At 46.7% G+C, this 21,225-nt stretch carries 23 protein-coding genes, 1 pseudogene and 1 riboswitch; of the genes and pseudogenes, 3 read left to right on the top strand and 21 right to left on the bottom strand.

What is annotated here, in order from left to right:
- The 3 genes and pseudogenes from BM278_RS18340 to serA form a co-directional block, all read left to right on the top strand.
- Window positions 1–169: pseudogene (locus BM278_RS18340) on the top strand (UPF0236 family protein); the annotation flags it as partial.
- Between the two features lie 228 nt (window positions 170–397).
- Window positions 398–901: an inorganic diphosphatase gene (locus BM278_RS09715; RefSeq protein ID WP_090949322.1), complete on the top strand. Its 504-nt coding sequence runs from the start codon at window positions 398–400 to the stop codon at window positions 899–901.
- Between the two features lie 181 nt (window positions 902–1,082).
- Window positions 1,083–2,657, top strand: a complete 1,575-nt coding sequence (serA, locus tag BM278_RS09710; RefSeq protein WP_090949320.1) for a phosphoglycerate dehydrogenase — start codon at window positions 1,083–1,085, stop codon at window positions 2,655–2,657.
- A 65-nt stretch (window positions 2,658–2,722) separates the two neighbouring features.
- On the opposite strand, the gene BM278_RS09705 is transcribed toward serA, so the two are convergent.
- The 21 genes from BM278_RS09705 to BM278_RS09605 form a co-directional block, all read right to left on the bottom strand.
- Window positions 2,723–3,535: a histidinol-phosphatase gene (locus BM278_RS09705; protein WP_090949318.1), complete on the bottom strand. Its 813-nt coding sequence runs from the start codon at window positions 3,533–3,535 to the stop codon at window positions 2,723–2,725.
- Window positions 3,536–3,808: 273 nt separating this feature from the next.
- Complete coding sequence (locus tag BM278_RS09700) at window positions 3,809–4,960, bottom strand: UDP-glucose 6-dehydrogenase (RefSeq protein ID WP_090949317.1); 1,152 nt, start codon at window positions 4,958–4,960, stop codon at window positions 3,809–3,811.
- On the bottom strand, window positions 4,938–5,486 hold the full coding sequence (sigX, locus tag BM278_RS09695) for an RNA polymerase sigma factor SigX (protein WP_090949315.1): 549 nt from the start codon (window positions 5,484–5,486) through the stop codon (window positions 4,938–4,940). The genes BM278_RS09700 and sigX overlap by 23 nt, the downstream gene beginning before the upstream one ends.
- 132 nt (window positions 5,487–5,618) lie before the next feature.
- Window positions 5,619–6,335: an AIR synthase related protein gene (locus BM278_RS09690; RefSeq protein ID WP_090949314.1), complete on the bottom strand. Its 717-nt coding sequence runs from the start codon at window positions 6,333–6,335 to the stop codon at window positions 5,619–5,621.
- A gap of 22 nt (window positions 6,336–6,357) precedes the next feature.
- Window positions 6,358–6,933, bottom strand: a complete 576-nt coding sequence (locus tag BM278_RS09685; RefSeq protein ID WP_090949312.1) for a cob(I)yrinic acid a,c-diamide adenosyltransferase — start codon at window positions 6,931–6,933, stop codon at window positions 6,358–6,360.
- Between the two features lie 15 nt (window positions 6,934–6,948).
- A complete protein-coding gene (locus BM278_RS09680) occupies window positions 6,949–7,365 on the bottom strand; it encodes a bifunctional adenosylcobinamide kinase/adenosylcobinamide-phosphate guanylyltransferase (protein WP_090949309.1) in 417 nt (138 codons plus the stop codon).
- The gene (locus tag BM278_RS09675; RefSeq protein ID WP_090949332.1) at window positions 7,299–7,952 is read right to left on the bottom strand and encodes a histidine phosphatase family protein; all 654 of its coding nucleotides are present in this window, start codon (window positions 7,950–7,952) and stop codon (window positions 7,299–7,301) included. The genes BM278_RS09680 and BM278_RS09675 overlap by 67 nt, the downstream gene beginning before the upstream one ends.
- Window positions 7,925–8,698 carry an adenosylcobinamide-GDP ribazoletransferase gene (cobS, locus tag BM278_RS09670; RefSeq protein ID WP_090949307.1) on the bottom strand — a complete coding sequence of 258 codons (774 nt, stop codon included), beginning with the start codon at window positions 8,696–8,698 and terminating at the stop codon, window positions 7,925–7,927. Before cobS ends, BM278_RS09675 begins: the two co-directional genes overlap by 28 nt.
- The gene (locus BM278_RS09665; RefSeq protein WP_090949306.1) at window positions 8,695–9,255 is read right to left on the bottom strand and encodes a bifunctional adenosylcobinamide kinase/adenosylcobinamide-phosphate guanylyltransferase; all 561 of its coding nucleotides are present in this window, start codon (window positions 9,253–9,255) and stop codon (window positions 8,695–8,697) included. The genes cobS and BM278_RS09665 overlap by 4 nt, the downstream gene beginning before the upstream one ends.
- Window positions 9,252–10,322: a threonine-phosphate decarboxylase CobD gene (gene cobD / locus BM278_RS09660; protein ID WP_090949304.1), complete on the bottom strand. Its 1,071-nt coding sequence runs from the start codon at window positions 10,320–10,322 to the stop codon at window positions 9,252–9,254. Before cobD ends, BM278_RS09665 begins: the two co-directional genes overlap by 4 nt.
- Window positions 10,279–11,250 carry an adenosylcobinamide-phosphate synthase CbiB gene (gene cbiB, locus BM278_RS09655; RefSeq protein WP_090949302.1) on the bottom strand — a complete coding sequence of 324 codons (972 nt, stop codon included), beginning with the start codon at window positions 11,248–11,250 and terminating at the stop codon, window positions 10,279–10,281. Before cbiB ends, cobD begins: the two co-directional genes overlap by 44 nt.
- Complete coding sequence (locus BM278_RS09650) at window positions 11,247–12,731, bottom strand: adenosylcobinamide amidohydrolase (protein ID WP_090949301.1); 1,485 nt, start codon at window positions 12,729–12,731, stop codon at window positions 11,247–11,249. The genes cbiB and BM278_RS09650 overlap by 4 nt, the downstream gene beginning before the upstream one ends.
- Complete coding sequence (locus BM278_RS09645; RefSeq protein ID WP_090949300.1) at window positions 12,731–13,783, bottom strand: FecCD family ABC transporter permease; 1,053 nt, start codon at window positions 13,781–13,783, stop codon at window positions 12,731–12,733. The genes BM278_RS09650 and BM278_RS09645 overlap by 1 nt, the downstream gene beginning before the upstream one ends.
- Window positions 13,749–14,705, bottom strand: a complete 957-nt coding sequence (locus BM278_RS09640) for an ABC transporter substrate-binding protein (RefSeq protein ID WP_090949298.1) — start codon at window positions 14,703–14,705, stop codon at window positions 13,749–13,751. Before BM278_RS09640 ends, BM278_RS09645 begins: the two co-directional genes overlap by 35 nt.
- A gap of 132 nt (window positions 14,706–14,837) precedes the next feature.
- A riboswitch (cobalamin riboswitch) is annotated at window positions 14,838–15,052 on the bottom strand.
- A gap of 111 nt (window positions 15,053–15,163) precedes the next feature.
- Window positions 15,164–15,259, bottom strand: coding sequence for a YvbH-like oligomerization domain-containing protein (locus BM278_RS19585; protein ID WP_341871188.1), 96 nt, complete (start codon window positions 15,257–15,259; stop codon window positions 15,164–15,166).
- Window positions 15,260–15,599: 340 nt separating this feature from the next.
- Complete coding sequence (locus BM278_RS09625; protein WP_090949295.1) at window positions 15,600–16,328, bottom strand: GntR family transcriptional regulator; 729 nt, start codon at window positions 16,326–16,328, stop codon at window positions 15,600–15,602.
- Window positions 16,325–17,080: a glucosamine-6-phosphate deaminase gene (nagB, locus tag BM278_RS09620; protein WP_090949294.1), complete on the bottom strand. Its 756-nt coding sequence runs from the start codon at window positions 17,078–17,080 to the stop codon at window positions 16,325–16,327. Before nagB ends, BM278_RS09625 begins: the two co-directional genes overlap by 4 nt.
- A gap of 20 nt (window positions 17,081–17,100) precedes the next feature.
- Window positions 17,101–18,273 (bottom strand): N-acetylglucosamine-6-phosphate deacetylase, encoded by a 1,173-nt coding sequence (gene nagA / locus BM278_RS09615; protein WP_090949292.1) that lies wholly within the window; start codon window positions 18,271–18,273, stop codon window positions 17,101–17,103.
- A 150-nt stretch (window positions 18,274–18,423) separates the two neighbouring features.
- On the bottom strand, window positions 18,424–18,549 hold the full coding sequence (locus tag BM278_RS19475) for a hypothetical protein (RefSeq protein ID WP_279625758.1): 126 nt from the start codon (window positions 18,547–18,549) through the stop codon (window positions 18,424–18,426).
- A gap of 123 nt (window positions 18,550–18,672) precedes the next feature.
- Window positions 18,673–20,463: an ATP-binding protein gene (locus BM278_RS09610; protein ID WP_090949290.1), complete on the bottom strand. Its 1,791-nt coding sequence runs from the start codon at window positions 20,461–20,463 to the stop codon at window positions 18,673–18,675.
- Window positions 20,463–21,179 (bottom strand): response regulator transcription factor, encoded by a 717-nt coding sequence (locus tag BM278_RS09605; RefSeq protein WP_090949288.1) that lies wholly within the window; start codon window positions 21,177–21,179, stop codon window positions 20,463–20,465. The genes BM278_RS09610 and BM278_RS09605 overlap by 1 nt, the downstream gene beginning before the upstream one ends.
- Between the last annotated feature and the right edge of the window lie 46 nt (window positions 21,180–21,225).

Raw genomic sequence — 21,225 nt, 5'->3', positions numbered from 1 at the left:
GGCTGAGGAAACGGCGTCGACGACATCCACCAAACAGACGGTCGTGAACAAGGCGAAACAACGCGTCCGCCGTCTTCTTCCGGAGGTAACGCGGAATAACGTGCCATATTTACAGCAATCGTCCGGGACTCCGATCTATCATGCCCTGTCTGAACTCAAGGGATGGTAAAAAAAGGTATACATATCGGTCTGTCATGGCAAGGGATGAGAGTCCGAAAGCGCTTACGGATGAAATTCAAAAAAATGGTTCGCTAACCTATGACTTACATCTGTTTTCAGCGAACCAAAAAAGTTCCCACAAAGTCTTGACTGACTCAGTTTCATTTATATAGTTGCTACACTTTACCATCTATTCTATAATAGAAGCGCATATATACATATAAAGGAGGAAATGGTTGTGGCATTCGAAAATAAAATTGTTGAAGCATTTATCGAAATTCCGACAGGAAGCCAAAACAAATACGAATTTGACAAAGAACGAGGCATTTTCAAGCTCGACCGCGTCCTATACTCTCCAATGTTTTATCCAGCAGAATACGGATATTTGCCAAACACGCTTGCATTAGATGGCGACCCGCTTGACATTTTAGTCATTACAACCAACCCGACATTCCCTGGCTGCGTGATCGACACGCGCGTCATCGGTTATTTAAACATGATCGACAGCGGTGAAGAGGACGCGAAATTAATTGGTGTTCCTGTCGAAGATCCACGTTTTAACGAAGTTCGCAGCATTGAAGACCTTCCGCAACATAAACTAAAAGAAATTGCTCATTTCTTTGAACGTTATAAAGATTTGGAAGGAAAACGGACGGAAATCGGCGCTTGGGAAGGTCCGGAAGCTGCTGCTAAACTCATTGACGAATGCATCGCCCGCTACAATGAAAACAAAAATAAATAGCAGAAAAGGCGCCCAAGTAAACGAACGACGGCTTGGGCGTTTTTCGTTAGGAAAATCCGAACATTTCGTGGTAAAAACGTTTACATTGGTATGACTTCTCATCATTTCATTGACAGATCGTGCTTTATTATGATAAATTATCAGAAATTTAAAATTCTTGATAAGAAAGGAGCTCACCATCGTGTTTCGCATTTTAGTTTCCGACGCAATTAGCGAAGAAGGATTAGCCCCACTACGAAAATCCGAACAAATTGAAATCGTACAGAAAAAGGTAACAGAAGCGGAAGATCGACTTCATGAATTCGACGCGTTACTTGTTCGCAGCGCTACGAAAGTGACAGAAGAACTCCTTTCCAAAATGCCAAATTTAAAAATTATCGGACGCGCTGGTGTGGGAGTTGACAATATCGACGTCGAAGCGGCAACAAAACGCGGAATCGTCGTCATTAACGCGCCAAACGGAAATACGGTTTCCGCCGCTGAACATACATTCGCGATGATGGCTGCACTTGTGCGCCATATTCCGCAAGCGCATGTTTCTGTGAAATCCCGCGAGTGGAATCGCTCCGCTTTCGTTGGAACCGAATTGCAAGGAAAACATTTAGGAATTATCGGATTTGGCCGCATCGGGTCCGAAGTGGCCAAACGCGCGCGCGCGTTCGGCATGATCGTTCACGTATATGACCCATTTTTGACAAAAGAACGCGCAGAAAAACTCGGCGTATCGATTCATACGCTCGACGAAGTGCTTGCTTGCTCGGACATTATCACTGTGCATACTCCGTTAACGAAAGAAACAAAAGGGCTTCTTGGCGAAAAGAATTTGGCGAAAACGAAAAAAGGAGTGTACCTTATCAACTGTGCCCGCGGCGGCATTATCGATGAAAAAGCATTGATTCCATTTCTCCAAAGCGGCCATGTTGCAGGGGTAGCTCTCGACGTATTTGAACAAGAACCGCCGGGCGACCACCCGCTGTTTGCGTTTGACAATGTCATCGTCACGCCGCATCTCGGCGCTTCGACAGTTGAGGCGCAGCTGAACGTCGCCACACAAGTCGCCGAAGAAGTATTGCAATTTTTAGAAGGAAAGCCAGTGACATCGTCTATTAATCTACCGACACTGTCAAAAGACGTGTACGAAAAAATTCAAGCGTTCTACAATTTAGCGAAAAAAATGGGAATGATCGCATCACAATATATGAATATTCCTGTCCAAGAACTATCCGTCACGTATGCGGGAACGGTTGCCGATTTAGAAACGACGTATATCACGCGCAGCTTGCTCGCCGGATTTTTACGGCCTCGAGTCGCTTCGACGGTCAACGAAGTGAACGCGGCGATGATCGCAAAAGAACGAGGCATTACGTACGGGGAAAAATTTTCCGATGAAACGCACGGTTATGCCAACTGCATTTCCCTTACCGTGCAAGGAGAAAACAAAACGTTTACGATTAAAGGCACACATATTCCAAACTATGGCGACCGCATCGTTCATTTTGACGGATTTACGATCGATTTTGCGCCTGAAGGGCATCTTCTTTACATCCAACATCAAGACCGTCCAGGAATGATCGGAAAAGTCGGAAACATTCTCGGCGAGCACCAAGTGAACATCGCCACAATGCAAGTTGGACGCCAACAAGCTGGCGGAAAAGCAATTATGATGCTTTCGTTAGATAAACCGATTGATGATGCTTTACTGCAAAAATTAACGGAAATTGAAGACATTGAAACAGCGAAAAGAGTAGAAGTGTAATAAGTTTTCATTAAAAAAAGGAATGGGAAATTCCCATTCCTTTTTTGTATTATGTAGCGCATTTTTCATCCAAGCGGAACCGCTTTTCTTTCTCCTTTTTGAAATGTCATGATCTCCGTATAACCGACGCTTTTCGCTAGCGCAATCGCTTTATCATAATCCGCCCCTACGTGTTCAGGAACGTGCGCGTCGGATGAAAGGACGATCGGAATCCCTTTATCATAACACATTTGCAATAAACGTTTATCAGGGTAAAGCTCGCCAACCGGCTTGCGCAAGCCGGCAGTACTAATTTCCACGCACGTTTTTGAATTCGCAAGCGCTGTTGTGGCGCGGTCATATTGCTCTAACAAAAATTCTTCATCTTCCGGAACATATTTAAAAATTTTGACTAGATCAATATGACCGATAATATCAAATAAGTTCGATTCGGCTAAAGTGACAACTTGGTCAAAATATTTGCGATATGTATCGTATAAATCCCGACGTTCCCATTCTTTCCGATATTCCGCCAAATCAATGCCGAAATCATCAATCCAGTGAATCGAGCCAATCACATAATCAAAATCGTATGACTGAATAAATTTCGCCATCTCTTCATGTTTTCCCGGCGTATAGTCCATTTCGATGGACATTTTCACATCAATGCCGGCATCCCACGCTTCATGGAAAAGCCGAACATAATCAGCCATATCATAATAGCGACGTTCGTCCACCCATGGATTCGACAAAATATTTTTCGTTTGGTAAAAATGATAGGCATGTTCAGATATGCCGAAATGTTGAATTCCTTTGCGCGCCGCTTCATCGGTAAATTTGCGCAAATAGTCGAGCGTCAACGTGCCACGCTCCAAATGATTATGGTAGTCTGTTAGCATTGGATGATCGCCTCCCACTATTTTCTATCATTATATCGCACGAAAATGGGAGAGGACAACCATTTTCACGAATTTTCGCAACGTCATCCAGTCATTCCGATCATAAATAACAGCCGGATGCAAACAGCCATCCCCGCCACTACTAGCAAACGTCTCACCACATCGCCCATCATCATTCATCCTCCTTGTCATTTTTTCCACCATATATGTATTATGTCAAAAAAGAAACAAATAGAACTATAATTTTTATTTTGCCGAAAAACACCGCCTCGCTTATCTTGCAGGCGAAGTTACCATAATCGGATTCGGGCCGACGGGCACAGCAATTTTCTTGCCAAATATATATGGACCGATCCGTTTTACATTTCCGCCCATAAACGTCACCGAGCGAAAACCAAACTCTTTAGCGGTAAGTAAAATCGCTTCGACCATCCAGTATGTCGATGGAGAGGCGTCAAGCTGCGAATCCAAGGCAAATCGAATAACGACGTTATCTTGACGCACGTCCACTCTCTCAATGTGGACCCGTTGCGGAATCGCGGAGCGCATTGATGCACCTACATCTTTTTTCATTTGTTTTAACGCCGCGAAAAACGTTGGAAAATGCTGTGGCGACGGAACAAGAAATATCGGGTGCGACTGGCCTCGCTGATATAAATAATACGCCCGTTTCTTATTGAAAATTTTCATCGACTGAACATAACCGCTGTGACTCAGTTCCATTCCTTCCTTATTTTCAGTGAAAAAACGAATTTTCTTTCCGCCCATCCAGCGCACCGTTTCTTCAATGCTTGATAGAAACATCGTCTCGCTCGTGAATCCTTCGGAAAAAACCGGATTTTGTTTGGAAACGCGAACAATCCAGACTTGCTTGCTTTCCCGAGAAGGTTCTATCGTTACCCCATTGAGCAAACGTTTTGAGACTCCCCATGTTTGTTCGTCAATTTGCGTTTTCGCCGTTTCCAACTGCCGTTTTACCGACTCATGTTTTTTCACCGGGACGCTAAGCGGAATGACAACTTGAGATTGCTCATCAGGCACCCCTACTACCGCGATATCTTGACCATTCAATGCCGCTTTTGTTACAATCCGCGATGGAATGTCATCGTATTCATTCGCTGACAAAAGCGGTTGACTCCCGTTCGAACGTTGTTCCGCCTGTAACGTGATCATATGCTTATTCGATTTTTCTGCATTTTCTTCTCTCTCTTTTTTCATCGGAAGGCTTGACACACTAAGAGCAACAACGATCATGGCGGCAACGACCGAGGCGAGCGATGGAAGAAACCACGCTTTCAACCGTGCTGTTTTTCTTGCTTTCACCAATCGTCGATACACTTCTTCTTTCGAACGATAATCTTTGATCATCGGCATTTGTTGCAACGTATGCTGGAGGCATTCGTCATTCCACGGAAATTTTTTCACGTTGTTTTCCTCCTTTCGCCGCTTCTTCCTCCATGTACCTTTTTAACACTTTTAATGCCCGGTGTTGCGTCGTTTTTACTTTGCTTTCCGTCCATCCTAACGTTTCTGCCGTTTCCGTAATCGATAAAGACTGGATAAAGCGCAGTATAATCACAAGCTGCTGATCAACGGTGCAACGTTCTAAACAGCGGTACATCAGTTGAATTTCTTCTTTTTGAATCGCAATTTCCTCGGGGAGCGGCTGTATGTCGCAAAGTTGGTCATCGTTCCAATCAAATTTTTCCGATACTCTCCGCCGCCAACTTTTTTGTTTGCGAAAAAAATCGATGGCCACGTGGCGCGCGATGGATAACAGCCATGTCTTTTCGCTGCTTTTCCCTTTAAAACGCTTATACGAACGCAATACTTTTATGTATACTTCCTGAACGAGATCTTCCGCCTGTTCCCGATTTCGCACCATATAAAATAAAAAATTAAAAATGTCATCATGATACTTTTCGTACAACTCCTCAAAGACGGAGTCCATCCTTTCTCCTCCCCATTCTACCTACATCTGTCGATTTGGCAAATCATTTCGTCACAACTATCATAAAGTTTCTTCGCAGAAAAAGGAAGAATATTTACGGAATATTTTTCCTTTTTGTTTCTCGATATTCATCTATAAGCGCAATTCGAGCGGAAAAAATAAATCTTTTGCAACCTTTTTGATTTCTTCTTCGATATGAGAATGGTAGCTGATCAATAGAGAAGTGGCCGGGCCTGATGAAGCGGAAAGCGGCAGCGCGCAGGAGCACGATGAAGCAGAAAAGCCGTTAGCATGAAGCAACTGCTGCAGTTCGTAAGCAATTCCTTTCGAACCAATCGGCACAAGTTCATAAATGCCAGTTTGGTTTAACAGTTTCCGAAATAAAGAGAGAGAAAGCATCCGCTCTTTGCGCTTTAATACTTCATCGCCGACAAGCGGCTCCCCGATCACGGCAAAATTCGCATCCGGCGGCGTAATTCCGATCCGTTTTCGCTCCGCTTGTATCGTACCAACAACCGTTATGCCAACAGCGGACTGCAGCGTCGGAAAGTTGGACTCACTGCTTCCGACAATCGGAACATCCATACGCAATTCATCACACGTCTGGCGAATGCCGCTGCAAAGCGTCTCCCATGCTTCGTCATTCACGAAATTTTGCAGCACCACTGCGTGCGGCTTTGCTCCAACACTCAATACTTCCATCAACGCAACGCGCGCGGCAAAGTACGCAACGACATTATACGGAGCGCGTACGGCATCCATCTCTTTCTCCCCAATTGCCGCCGAGCCATCCGCTGCCACTACTAATTCGATATTATCATAAAGAGGCAAAAACAGTACATCACGCATATCGCATCTTCTCCAATTCGATTTATTTTTTCTCTTCCTTGTCGCGAAACACGATCGCGCTCCGTTCATATTCGACGTCTTTTACTCCGAAACGCGCGTTGATGACGCGGGCGACCGCAAAAAAGTAATCAGACAAACGATTCACGTATTGCAACACGATTTCATTTATCGGCTCCGCTTTGCTTAACGAAACGATGCACCGTTCCGCCCTTCTTGTTACCGTACGGGCGACATGAAGCGCCGCCGCAGCCGGGGAGCCGCCGGGCAAAATAAATTTTTCCAGCGGCGGCGCTTCTTTGACATATTCATCGATGCGCGTTTCTAAAAACGTCACCATCTCCTCTGTTACTTTGTACGGAAGCTTTCCATTTGCAATTGCCAAATCGCCGCCGCAGTCAAATAATTCATGTTGAATTTTCTGCAATTCCGCACAAATATCTGGAAATTTTTCCTTATCTAACAGCGCCAGCGCCTGCCCGACAAACGAATTTACTTCATCTAGCGTGCCATACGCTTCCACGCGCAGATGGTCCTTGTCGACACGTCCGCCGATCAAGTTCGTTTTCCCTTTATCGCCTGTTCTCGTATATAGCCTCATATCGTTTTCTCCCCCTTATTTCATTCGTTCTGCCAATCCGCACCAAATGCGGTCAACGCGGTCGCAAAGCTGCGCCAGTTGCTGATAGCACCAGCCGGTTACGTCACGCCATAATCGTTCCTCTTTTTCTACTGGAACAACCCCTTGCGTAATGTCGGTGCCAATCCACACAACCGTTCGTCCGGCACCTTGCTGTTCCCACTCACGCCGCCGTTGAAACATCTGTTTCCAATACGTTACATCTGGAATGCGGCGAATCGCCGCTTCCAATCCTTCCAACACGACGATTCGTTCGAGTATATTCGCATCTGGCTCGCCATATTCGCGCTCATATCCGTTATACCAAACGACATCTTTCCGTTCTCCTATTCGGTAGTAAGCGCGCACCCACTTTCGTTTTCCTTGAAAAGCGCCTCCGACAATGAAATGCATCGTTTTTTCTCCTTCCATCTCTCGAACGTCGATTGCAAAGTAAATCCGCCGCCAAACGGCACGATCCATTCCCAAAACGGCCGCTCTTGCGGAGCGTAGCGTTCTAAGACGTAACGAATCGGGCCACCATGCGTGATGACAGCGACATGCTTGGCATTTGCTTGCTCGGCAAGCAGTATCGTTTGTTCAAGCGCTTCTTCCACCCGCTGGCAAAAAGCTTTGTAGCTTTCTCCGTTTGGCGGCGCCATCACTAGCGGCGAACTCAACCATTGTCGGTACTCTTTTATTTCTTTCAACTCGAAAAACGTTTTTCCTTCCCAATCGCCAAAATGGATTTCCCGCCATTGCGCTATTTCATATTTATCACCGTCATAGTTTTGAAATAAAAGCTCGCGCGTCTCCTTACAGCGGAGCAAATCGCTCGACACAAGCAAATCGACAGGCTTAAAAAGCGACAAGTCTGCTTGGAGAAGCCGCGTTTTTTCCTCTTCGGCAAGCGGTACGTCCATGTGTCCGATATATCGCTTTTCTTTATTTTCCGGCGTCATCCCGTGACGAATTAACGTAATAGCCAAATCATCAACCATAGCCACGTTTCCACCCCCTCGACAAACGCTCCAAGCGTATCGCCAGTAATGCCGCCAAATTGCTTTTCGAAAAACAAACGCGCGACCAAAGCGGCAAACATCGTTCCACCAACAAGCAAAACAACCGTTTCGAAAACAGAAACGGCCGCGATGCATACACACGCAAGCAGGGAGCCGCCGATCGCCATCGCCACATACGCGTCACGGCGATCGATATGTTCGCGAAAGGCTGCGGCCATGCCGGTTTGCTTCGCGGGTTTGCCATAAATAAGCAGCCATGTCATCGCGATTCGCGAAAGCAGCGGGATGGCGGCAATGAGAAACACGTCAAGGTGGGAGCATATTGTTTCAAACATGAATAAAAAGCGAAATGAAAGCAAACATAAAATGGATAATACGGCAAACGCCCCGACGCGCGAATCGCTCATAATTTCTTGCCGACGCTTTATATCCCGATACGAAAAAAACGCGTCGCTTACGTCCATCCAGCCATCGGCGTGCAATCCGCCCGCAAGCCAAATAGATAGCCACAGGAGAAAAAGCGCAAGAAACAACGGTGAAACCGAAGAAAAGGAAGAAAAAACGAAATATGTAAGCGCTTCGACACTGCCAATCAATGCGCCGACAAGCGGAAACGTGCGGACAGACCAGCGTGCTGTCGCATCGTTCCAATCAATTTGCTTTCGAATCGGAATCACCGTCAAAAATTGAACAGATAATAAAAATCCGCTCCAAACCGCTTTCATAAACATGATTCTCCTTTTTTTACAACAGCGATGCCATTTTGTACTAAAATGGCAACTTGTGCGTTGGTGACAATTTGTTGATGAAGCCAACCGAGCGTTTTCATAAAATGATATGTCCCTAAATCGTCCGGCACCCCTCCGGAAAACAATTCATTGGAAACAATAATCAGCGCTCTGCTCGCGTTCTCTAATTGCTGCAACGTCGCCCACATTTGCCTTGCCTTTCGAAAACAAACCGTTTCCTTTTGCCAGCTTTCATCGGCAAACAATTCATTGGCAAGCCAGTTCGTTACACAATCAAGCAAGACGACGTCATTTTTTGTAAAAACAGGAATAAGTTTGTCGAGCCGCACCGGCTGCTCCCATGTCGCCCATTTCACTGTTTGTTTTTGCCGCCGCTTTTGGTGATGAGCAATCCGCTGTTTCATTTCGTCATCAGACGCCCGTGCCGTTGCGATATAATGAACTTGGCTTCCGGGCGCCGCCAATTTTTGCACATAAGTTTCGGCAATTCGGCTTTTCCCGCTCCGGACGCCGCCGCTAATAAACACGATCATCGCGCCCACCGCCTTAGCGCGTGCAACAATCGGTCGTTTTCTTCCTTCGTTTTCACCGCCAAGCGCAAATACTTGCCGTCAAGACCGCGAAAATTCATTGTATGGCGCGGCACAATCCCTTCCCGCAATAAATGATAAAACAGCGCTTCGGTGGAACGGTTTGGCAGCCGCAATAAATAAAAATTGACGACGGATGGTGAAACGTAATATCCATATTCCCGCAAAATCGACGTTATCCGCTCTCGTTCAGCGGCAATCATCCGTTTTGTCCGCGCGACAAACTCGTTTAGCGGCAAAAAATGCAACGCTAGCTGCTGGGCAACCTTGCTTACGCTCCATGGCGGCTGCAGCGCTTTTACTTGCGCAATGATCTCCTCATTGGCAACCATATAGCCGATGCGTGCCCCCGCCAAATGGTGAATTTTCGTTAATGACCGCAAAACGATCAGATGGGAAAAGCGATCAAGCCACTGCAATGCGGTAAATCCATCCTCCCAAAAATGGTAAAACGCTTCATCGATGACGACAAACGTTTTCGCCTTTTCCGCTGCCATCAGCAATTCATACAATTCCTCTTCGGCCATGACCGTTCCTGTCGGATTATTTGGATGGCATAAAAAGAAAACGTCGACCTTCTCTAGTAGCATAGTTAACTCACTTCGCTTATATTTCCAGTTGCCTTCCTCATTCGAGACAAGCGAAACGATCTTGCAACCGTGCGCTTCACAAGCGCGGCGATATTCAGAAAACGCCGGTTCCGCGATGCCAATCCGCTTTTGCGAAAATAACTGTCCTAGCAAATAAATGCATTCCGAAGCGCCATTGGCGATTAAAATTCGCTCAGGGGCAATCCCTTCGGCGCGCGCCAAGAAATCGACCAATTGCACAGCGTTCGGGTCCGGATATTCCATCGCCCAGCGGCAAAAATCGGCTTGTTCTGGCCAAAGCGACAGCGGCAGTACATATGGATTTGTGTTGACGCTAAAATCGACGTACGTTTCCGGAACCGGGATCCCAAGCTGCTTATACAATTGCCGTGGATTTGCCCCATGTGCTGGCAAATTCAACTATCATCCCCCCTATCAAAAGCAATATCGCAAACGATAAAACGGTCACGAGCATAATCCGCACCGCTTGGCGAATATGATCTTTTTTCAGCGGAACGAGCCGATCGCCGATCGTCGGCCGGTGTGAAACGATTCCTTTATACGTATTCGTTCCGCCAAGCTGCACGCCAAGAAGCGCCGCCATCGCCGCCTCCGGCCATCCGCTGTTCGGGCTTGGATGCTTGCGGGCATCGCGAAAAAGCACCCGAAAGCAATGACGCATTCGCTTTCCGCCATGGACAAATATCATCACGATCGCCGTAAGACGAGCCGGCACATAATTCACCACATCGTCCAAACGCGCGGACGCCCAGCCAAATTCGCGATACGTGTCATTTTTATAGCCGAGCATCGAATCACACGTGTTCACTGCCCGGTAAAAAAGCGCCAATGGCGCTCCGCCGATGAAAGCGTAAAACAACGGCGCGGTAATGCCGTCACTCGTATTTTCCGCCACCGTTTCGACACAGGCGCGCACCATTTCCGCTTCGTCCAAATTTTCTGTATCCCTGCCGACAATCATGCTTAATTCGCGACGCGCCTTTTCCATGTCTCCTTGTTCTAAAGGAATGAGCACATTCCAAGCCGCTTCCTGCAAACTTTTCGTGGCGATCGCCGTAAAAATAAGAACCGCTTCGACGATAACGCCAAACAGCGAGGAAAGCGAATAACTAATATACACAACAAAAAACGACAAAGCGTAAACAATTCCCGTTACGGCCACGGCAGCAGCAATTCCTTTTGCACGCCGATGCCGCCCTCGATTCAGCCGTTGATCGAAAAAAGCGATCAATGACCCGATCGCGCGCACGGGATGCGGAAGCCACCGAGGGTCACCAAGCAGCAAATCAAGAAGCAGCGCCAACGCAATCGCGAAAAGATGGCTCACGATGATTCCCTCCGTTGTTGATAGCGGCGCAACGCTTTTTTGGTCGCTTCATAAACGGTGCGCCCTATCGCTTTCCCAAGCGGCGTGATCGTTCCAGCATATGGAAAGGTTACTCCCGTTTGCGTTGCAGCAACTGCAATACAATCCGTCGATGTTCCTGTTGCATATGTGTTTGTCTCCGAATCGATAATTTTTTCATCATATAGCGCTTTTGTTTTCGCTTCCGTCGCCGTCATTATTGCTTGCACGTAAGCCGCCTCCGTTAAAATTCCGTCAATGAACACCATGATGTTGATCGTGCCGATTTTTTGATCGAAATGCGCTCGTTTCCATGCCTGTGCGGCATCAACAGCGTTTCCTACTCCGGCGGTCACGACGGCCCACACAGAAAACGCATCGCCATTTTCATACATGCAGACGGCATCCTCGATCGAAACAGCGGTCATCATTCCAATCGTTTGTTGGACGGGAAAGCCGTGACGCCGTAAATAATGTTTCATCTCCGTTTCCGCATCTTCGCAATCATAATCTTTTGGAACTTGGCGGTTGACAAAATGGGTCGCCCATTGAAATCCTGATCCGATAAGCGCCGATGATAACACTTTGAGCGGGGCGGATGCAGTGATGGCGATGCAATCCTTCATCGTTGTCCACGTGAATCGTTCACGCAGTCCGCCGTGCTGTAAAATGGGGAACTCCCATTTCCGCAAAAACGCCATAAGCGGTTTAGAGACGGTCGGGTGTGCTTGCCTGCTTACCTGCGCTTGGAATACCGAATTTAACCGTTCAGGCTCCATCAGTTCTTCCGGTGTCCCTAGCGCGACTACCTCTCCACGTTTGAGCATTAAAAGCCTGTCACAATATAAACTGGCGATATTAATATCATGAAAAATGGCAACGATGGTTAGCGCTTTTTCTTTCGCCCAGCGGACAAGCTGGTCCAACAGCTTTATTTGCTGGGTAATGTCCATATGATTCGTCGGCTCGTCTAGCAGCAAAAGCCGGGGCTGCTGCGCAAGCGCCCTCGCTAAATAAACGCGCTGGCGCTCTCCCCCGCTCAAACGGTCAATTCCTTCTTCTACCTTTTCCGTCAACCCTACTTCTTCGATGGCCGTTTTCACCGCTTGTTCATCTTCTTCCGTCCATGTTGGAAATAGGCCGTTTTGATGGGCGTATCGTCCAAGTTCCACCGTTTCTTTTACCGTATATCCGAACGCCGCATCCGTTATTTGCGGAAGCACCGCGGCAAAGCGCGCCCATTCTTTTTGCGAAAAAGAGCGAAGCGGTCGACCGTTGACTACAATACTGCCGCTTTGTAACGGCAACTCTTTGCTTAATAATTTCAATAACGTCGTTTTCCCGCTTCCATTCGGTCCTAAAATGCCAAATATTTCTCCTTCTGTTACGGTAAACGTCACATCATGCAAAACTTGATTGCGCTGATAGCGGTAAGATACGTTGTTCACTTCAAGCACATGCATCACGTCTTTCTTCTCATTCTTCGAAAAAATAGCAAAGCAAATAAAGGAGCGCCAATCAATGACGTAATCACGCCAATTGGCAATTCTCGCGGCGAAATAATCGTGCGCGCTAACAAATCAGTAAGGACGAGAAACGCGCCGCCATACAATAAGGAAAGCGGCAAAAGGAGGCGATAGTTCGGACCGCAAACAAGGCGAACCATATGGGGAACGACCAACCCGACAAAGCCGATCGTTCCGGAAACGGATACCGCCGCGCCAGTTAACAGCGAAGCGCCGGTTAAAACCATCACTTTTCGCTTCGCCACATCGACCCCGATATGCATAGCGGCCGCCTCTCCAAAAGCGAAGGCGTTCAGTTCGCGCGCATTGAAAAGCAACAACATTACCCCGACGAGAAAAAACGGAAGTAGCATCATCGTATATTTCCAGCCGCGCATCGCCACGCTTCCCATCAGCCATGCAATAATTTGCCGCAATTCCTCCCCGGTCAGCGCGATCATCAAGGAAATAAGCGCGCTGAAAAACGCCCCAAACATAATGCCAACTAAAATGATCGTTTCTACGGACATTTTTCGTTCCACTGCCCGCGTAAACAAAAGAACAAGCACAAGCGTCGCGAGGCCAAAGACAATGCTGACAATGGGAAGCGTAAATGTGCCAAACAGCGGCAATTGAATGCCGAAAAAAATGACGAAAACCGCGCCGACGGAAGCACCTGACGACACGCCGAGCGTATACGGGTCGGCAAGCGCGTTTTTCAATAATCCTTGAAACGCCGCTCCCGCGACCGCAAGCGAAGCGCCTACAAAAAACGCCAAAACCACGCGGGGAAGGCGGATCGCCATCACAATTTGCACAAAGTCGCTAGGAATATCATCCGGCAATGTTACCCCAAACGATTTTGATAAAAAGATCTTTATAATAGCAGAAAAGGGAATCGATAGAGAGCCTATCGATATCCCAAGCAAGAGCGAAATAATAACGACCGTTATTGCGACTGCGTACATCCATATCTCATTGGAAAATATTCGGATAAATTGCTTTTGCAAGTTCCTCTACTCCTTCGATCAAGCGTGGGCCCGGCCGGCTTACTAAATCTGTATTCACATCATACACCCGTTTGTTTTTCACCGCCGGGACATCTTTCCAAGCAGGACGGTTCAATACTTGCTTCGCTCCGCCGTATGTCGTAATAATGACGTCCGGCTTGTACGCGACCGCTTTTTCTTCCGTAACCATCAGCCATCCTTCTAAATTGCCGGCGACATTTTTCGCGGAAATCGCTTGAAGCATCTCATCCATAAACGTCCCTTTTCCGGCAGTATAAATTTGCGGCGGCGGCGATACTTCCACCCATACTTTCAGTTGATCTTCCGCTTTTATTTGTTTTGCTTTTTCTTTTATCTTTTCCAATTTTGTTTTCATATTGTTGATGATGTCTTCCGCTTTGTCGGCAGTTCCCGTCGCTTTGCCAATCAATTCGATCGAATCGTATACATCGGCAAACGATTTTGCATCATTGACAACTAGCACGGTAATGCCCGCGTCTTTTAATTGCTGAAGCCCATCTTTGGAATTATGCGCGCTTGACGCATGGGCAAGCACTAAATCTGGCTTCAGCGAAATGATTTTTTCCACATTAAACTCCATTCCGCCGATTTTTTCCTTCTTTTTCACATCTTCCGGATAGTTGTCAAAATCGCTGACGCCAACGATTTTATCGCCTAATCCTAACGCATAGGCGATTTCCGTATTGCTTGGGATTAAAGAAACGATTTTTTGCGGTTCCGACTTAATTGTCACTTCTTCCCCTGATCCATCTTTCACCGTTACCGGAAACGCCGCTTGCTCCGCTTTCGGCTCCTCTTTTTTCGCAGGCTCTTTGCTTGCGTTTTCCCCGCCACAGCCAAACAAGAGGCCGAATGACAGCGCAAAAACAAGCAGCATCACATACGTTTTCCATCTTCTCATCTTTTGTTCCCCCTTCTTTATGTAAAAAATAAAAAACTCATTCCTAACGCGGAATGAGCGAGAAACGGCAATCATGCACACACGAAGACAGCCACCGTTGCCGTTTCCTCATCTCACCCCCCGAAGATTAGGAAACCGTAAGCGAACAAGGCAGGTCTACTGACTCATGCTTCATCCTACTTTGAGCCTTCCCATACGGCAAACGGCGCTTGCCATTCCACCGTACAGTGGTGATCTCATTTCGTCCGCATTTACAGTTGCGGGGACAGTTCTGGATTTTCACCAGATTCCCTATTAAGCCATGAAGAGCGAACCGCTCCATTGGCACCTTGCCGCTGCTGTATAAAATTGTCGAACAATGGACAGTTATAATGTTAATGGAAGAGAAAAGGTTTTGCAATAAAAAAATAAGACGTCGCTTACAAACAGACAAAAAGCCGCCTGATGCTAGGCGGCGATCAACTTAATTGTTTAATATAGCGCTCAAACACAAAACCAAAGTCTCTTACTGTATATTGTTTTTGCGTCGGCGAGCCATTGAAACACGAGTTCATTTACCGCTTTAAAATCCGCCAAAAAATGATTCGTAGTATAGCTCCTTTCATTTTTTATGATCATTCTTTTGCGAGAAACATCCCTCGCAAATAATGGTACCTTCCTGCTTGAGGAAAGCAGTGATTTCTACCATTCCTCTGTACGAAGGGTATCTCATGCGCACATAAATAGGTTCATTTTTTTCAATCGGCTTTCCACAAACAGAACAAGTTGAAGATACGGAAAACATATGAATTTCCCCTTTCTATTTCCTCTACAAAAGCATACGCAACAAAAAGGCAGCAAGTTTCATCATGGAATAAAAAATCTAAACCTTGAGTTGATTGTTCTGTCACTATCCTATTTTGATCGTTCCATCTCAATCGTAAATTTATAGCGATCGCCGCGGTAAACCGATTTGACGACTTCTAACGGCCTGCCGTCGTCCAAATAGCTTCTGCGCTGCAAGAGCAATACAGGCGCTCCTTCTTTTACCTGCAGCAGCTCCGCCTCCATTTTCCGGGCAACCGATGCCTCCAGCACCTGCACGGCGGAACGAATCGATAAACCAACGTCTTTTTCAATAAACTCATAGACGGAACCGCTTACAATTTCACGCGTTAAATCTGGGACAATCGAGCATGGAATATAGGATGTTTCCAGCGCCATCGGCAATCCGTCGGCAAGGCGAACGCGGCGAATTTCATAAAGATCCGCACCTTCGCGCACGTCCAACAGCTGAGCCAACGCCGCGCTGGCGGGGACAATGTTGAAGTCGAGCACCTTCGTCCCAGGTTCCATGCCGCGCGCGCGCATATCTTCTGAAAAACTTGTTAGTCCTTTTAACGGCTGTTCGATTTTTGTCGCGGCAACAAACGTTCCCTTTCCTCGTTTTCTTACTAAATATCCATCATTCACCAAATTATTGATCGCTTGCCGAACCGTCATTCGGCTGATGTCGTATGTCTCCGCTAGCTCCCGCTCGGACGGAATCATTTCCCCCGGCTTGAGCTGTCCTTTTTCGATCATTTCTTTAATCCCTTGCTCTAATTGGTAATAGATAGGAAGCGGTGAATGTTTGTTAATCATTTTCCATACACCTTTCGTTTTTCATCTGGCACAAGCGACAACGCCTCTTGGTCGGCAATCACCGTGACATTTGGATGGGTATGAAGCACCGATGCCGGTACATCTGTTGTCACGGTTCCTTCGAACAGCTTCGCCATCGTTGCCGCTTTCTCCGTTCCCGACGCTAACAGCAATATATGCCGGCTTTTCATAATCGTCGCGATCCCCATTGTGATCGCTTGGTGCGGCACATCTTCGAAAGATGGGAAAAAGCGGGCATTCGCTTGCCGTGTTGACGGAGTTAGCTCAACGACGTGCGTCGGAACTGAAAAAGGCGTCCCTGGCTCGTTAAAGCCGATATGCCCGTTTCTTCCAATCCCCAAAATTTGCAAGTCAATTCCTCCCAAACTCTCAATAAGCCGTTCATAGCGCTGGCATTCCGCTTCCACATCGTCACTTGTTCCGTTTGGAATATATGTTTGTGAAAGCGGGATGTCGATATGGGCAAACAAATGTTGATTCATATAGTAGCGATAGCTGTTCGGGTGATCGGGCGACAAGCCAATATATTCATCCAAATTGACTGTGCGAACGTTTCGATACGATGTTCCGTTTTGCCGATGATCTTCAACTAATTGCTTGTATACGCCTAGCATTGTCGATCCTGTGGCAAGGCCAAGAACGGAATTAGGTTTTTCTTTTACCTGAGAAATAATGATGTCAGCCGCTTTTTCGCTCATTTCTTCGTAGTTTGCCGCTTCGATTAGTTTCATTGCCGTCCGTCCCACCTTTTCTATTTTGCATATGCAAGTTTGCCGCGGCATATCGTCATCACAACTTGATGATGTTCGTCTAATACGACAAGATCAGCATCTTTGCCGGCGCGGATGCTTCCTTTTCTATCTAAAACGCCTAATTGCTTTGCCGGATTCCAGCTGGCCATGCGTATAACGTCTTCCAGTGTACAGCCGGTAAAAGACATGGCGTTTTTCGCCGCGTCGCCTAATTTTAAAATGCTTCCGGCTAGCGTGCCGTTCCGCAATGTCGCTTTTTCTCCTTGAACGATGACTTCTTGGCCACCAAGTTCATATATGCCAGCGTCGAGACATTTTGCGCGCATCGCGTCCGTAATTAATATGAGGCCTTCGCAGCCTTTCATTTTATACGCAAAGCGAACCATTTCCGGCGCGACATGAATTCCATCGGCAATTAGTTCACATACAACTTCATCATGCATAAGAACCGCTCCGGCAACTCCCGGCTCGCGATGATGAACGCCGCGCATGCCGTTAAATAGGTGAGTGGCATGCTTTACCCCTGCGTCAATCGCTGCTTTTACTTGTTCGTAAACCGCATCGGAATGGCCGATGGAAGCGATCACCCCAGTTTTTTTTAAGTATGCTGTGAGCGCTAATCCATTATTTTCTTCCGGCGCCAGCGTAACAAGCCGTATATGCCCATTCGCAATGTTCTGCCACTTTTGAAACAACTCGATATTCGGTTCGATAATATTGTTTGGATGCTGCGCCCCCGCGCGTTTTGGGGAAATAAACGGTCCTTCCAAATGGATGCCAAGCACCTCCGCTTTCCCAGGAAGATTGTTGCGATGTATATATTGCGCAACATTTTCAACGGCGCGTTCAATATGATCAATCGGTGCGGTCATCGTCGTCGCTAAAAAACTGGTTGTGCCTTCCTTTGGCAGCGCTTCCGCCATCGTGCGCAACGCTTCGTTTGTTGCATCCATTACATCCGCCCCTGCTGCACCATGAATATGGATATCAATAAACCCCGGTATTACCGTGAAACTTGGGTGAAGTTCCACCACCTCCGCTTCAATGAAATTCGGACATGATGACATTGGTCCTACTTCAATCACTTTATCTCCTTCTGTTAACACATATCCTTGCCCGATTTTTCCTGTTTCCGCATAAATCGTAGCATTTTTCAACAGCCATCGTTTCACAAGATTACACCTTCTTTCTATTATTATATTAACATCCTGTTATCTAGTTGTCTAGACCACTATATATTTTTTCGTCAAGAAAAGGGATCCGTTCTTTATATTGTTGAATCAGTTTTTGGTTATGTTCTTTTCCTTCCGGAATGTTTCCGCTTAACCAAATTGGCGGCTCTTCCCTATCTCAACCACTTTTTTAGCAGCAGTAAACATCGCTTCGCTTTCCTTTTTCTCCACCGTCTCAAACAGCTTGTGAATATGCCTAAAAAACGACGAAAGCAATCCTATCTCCCCCTTTTCAATGGAAATCGCAATGATACAGCATGCTCCCCAAACATGCCGCCGTTCTTTCTTTTCATTGTGCGTTTAAAAAACAGCCCCCCTGCTGTTTAGGCAAGGGGCGTTTTACGTTTCTTGCGGGCCGTTTGGCAAGTAAAACGTAAATGTCGTTCCTTCATGAAGTTTGCTATGGACGGAAATCGTCCCTTTATGCGCCTCCACGATATTTTTCGCGATCGCAAGGCCCAATCCCGTTCCCGAGCGGCCGCGCGTACGCGCCTTATCCGCTTTGTAGAAGCGTTCAAACACAAACGGCAAATCTTCTTCTGGGATGCCGGAGCCGGAATCTTGCACATGAATCGTGACGCCGTCTCCGCTTCGTTCGACAATAATCTTGACCATTCCGTTTTTATCCGTATGACGAATCGCGTTATCAATTAAATTCGTCAAAACTTGCTCAATCCGGTCTGGGTCAATCGCAATTTGGATATCCTCATCTTTAAACTCCGCCGACAAATCAATTTGCTTTTCTTTTGCTAACCCTTGGAATTTGCGAATAATCCGTCCGATATATGGGACGAGCTGAACGGTTTCGTAATTTAACGTAATGTGACCTGCTTCCATGCGCGCCAAATCTAACAAGTCGTTGACAAGGCGGCCCATGCGCAACGATTCATCGTAAATGACTTTCGCCATCTCTTTCTTTTCTTCATCGGTTGCGGCAATATCATCAATAATCGCTTCACTGTACCCTTGAAGCATCGCGATCGGCGTGCGCAGTTCATGGGAAACGTTGGCGATAAAATCTTTGCGGAGTTTATCCAAGCGGCGTTCCTCCGTCATATCGCGCAACACCGCCACCGCTCCACGTACGGTCGTTTTGCTATAAAGCGGCGTCATTAAAATCACCCATGTCCGTCCTTGCAGCGACAATTCGATCGATTGTTCCTTTTCTTCACGGACAACGCGAATAAATAGCTCTTTTGCTTGCGGAGGCAGCGGCGCGATTGTTTCCGCATCGTTTCCTTGTTCAAAATACCATGCTTGCAAAAACCGCTCCGCAGGCGGATTTGTAATTAATATTTCGCCATCGCGGTTAAAGGTGATGACGCCGTCGGCCATGCTGCTTAAAATGCTTGCCAGCTGCTCTTTTTCCTGGTTCAGCGCATTAATGTTAAATTGCAGCCGTCTGCCCATCTGGTTGAACGCCATCGCCAATTCGCCGATTTCATCGTGCGTTAAAATCGGCACTTTTGTATCAAATTTGCCGCGCGCCACTTCAAACGCCGCTTGCCGCATTTTTCGCAAAGGCGCGGTAATCCGAGTCGATAAGAAAAAAGCGAAAAACGTCGTCAACACGATGGCGATAAACGCGGCAAGAAAAATCAATTTTTTCGTTTGCTTTGTCGTATCTTCAATGGCTCGCAACGATTGGTAAATAAATACTCCGCCCCGTTTTCCATCCGCCATCTCAAGCGGCACGCCGACAATAATCACATCGCTATATTGGCTTTTGCCAGTTTGCACGTTCGGCAAATACGTTTTCTTTTTTACGCTTTTTCCTTCCGTAAATACTTTTCGCAAATCTTTATCTTGTTCAATCAGTGATAACGGCAAATCGCGCAATTCATCGTTTGTTGGCGAATACCAGTAATGTGAGGAATCGAAAATAATGACCGCTTTGGACGTATGATCAACAAGCGTCCATGCGATCGAACGAGCCAGCTTTTCATCTTCGTAGTCGCGCATGACTTCCGATACTTTTGTCGCAAGCTGCGTCAATTCTTTTTCCGCTTCTTGCACATAATAATTTTCAAAAAATTTCAACAAAAGGACTGTAAGGACAAATAACACGCAGGAAACGAGCAATAATATCGTGAACCATAATTTCCCAACAACGCTACGAAAAAGCCACATTAGTCATTCACTACCTCAAATTTATAGCCAACTCCCCAGACGGTTACAATCATTTTTGCCGCCGTCGGCGAGACTTTGTTTAACTTTTCGCGCAACCGCTTAATATGAGTGTCCACTGTGCGCAAATCGCCGAAAAATTCGTAATGCCATACTTCCTTTAGCAACTGTTCGCGATCAAATACTTTATCTGGAGATTTTGCCAAAAATAAAAGCAGTTCGTATTCTTTCGGAGTCAAATTCACTTCCTGACCGTCAACCGTTACGCGATGGGCGTCGTTATCAATCGTTAAATGCGGAAAAACGAGCACGTCTTTCGCGGTCGTATCAGCAAAGACATACATCGTATTTGCCGCGCGCCGCAACAGCGCCTTCACGCGCAATACGACTTCGCGCGGGCTAAACGGCTTGACAATATAGTCGTCCGTCCCCGCCTCAAAGCCTTGGACGCGGTTTGATTCTTCCCCTTTGGCCGTCAGCATAATAATCGGCGTTGCTTTCTTTTCGCGAATTTCTTTGCATACCTCAATGCCGTCCCTCCCCGGCAGCATGAGGTCAAGCAAAATCACATCATAGTCGTTTTCGAGCGCTTTTTTGAGGGCGTCATCGCCGTTATCGGCTTCATCAATGATATAATTTTCGCGCTCCAAATACATTTTCAACAAGCGCCGAATTCGTTCTTCGTCATCCACGACTAAAATCTTTACTTGTTTATCCATAAGAACATCCTCCCTTGTTCACTATTGTACAAAAATGAATGTCATT

The organism is Parageobacillus thermantarcticus, from assembly GCF_900111865.1.
GTDB lineage: Bacteria > Bacillota > Bacilli > Bacillales > Anoxybacillaceae > Parageobacillus > Parageobacillus thermantarcticus.
This window is presented reverse-complemented; position numbering and strand designations above follow the sequence as displayed.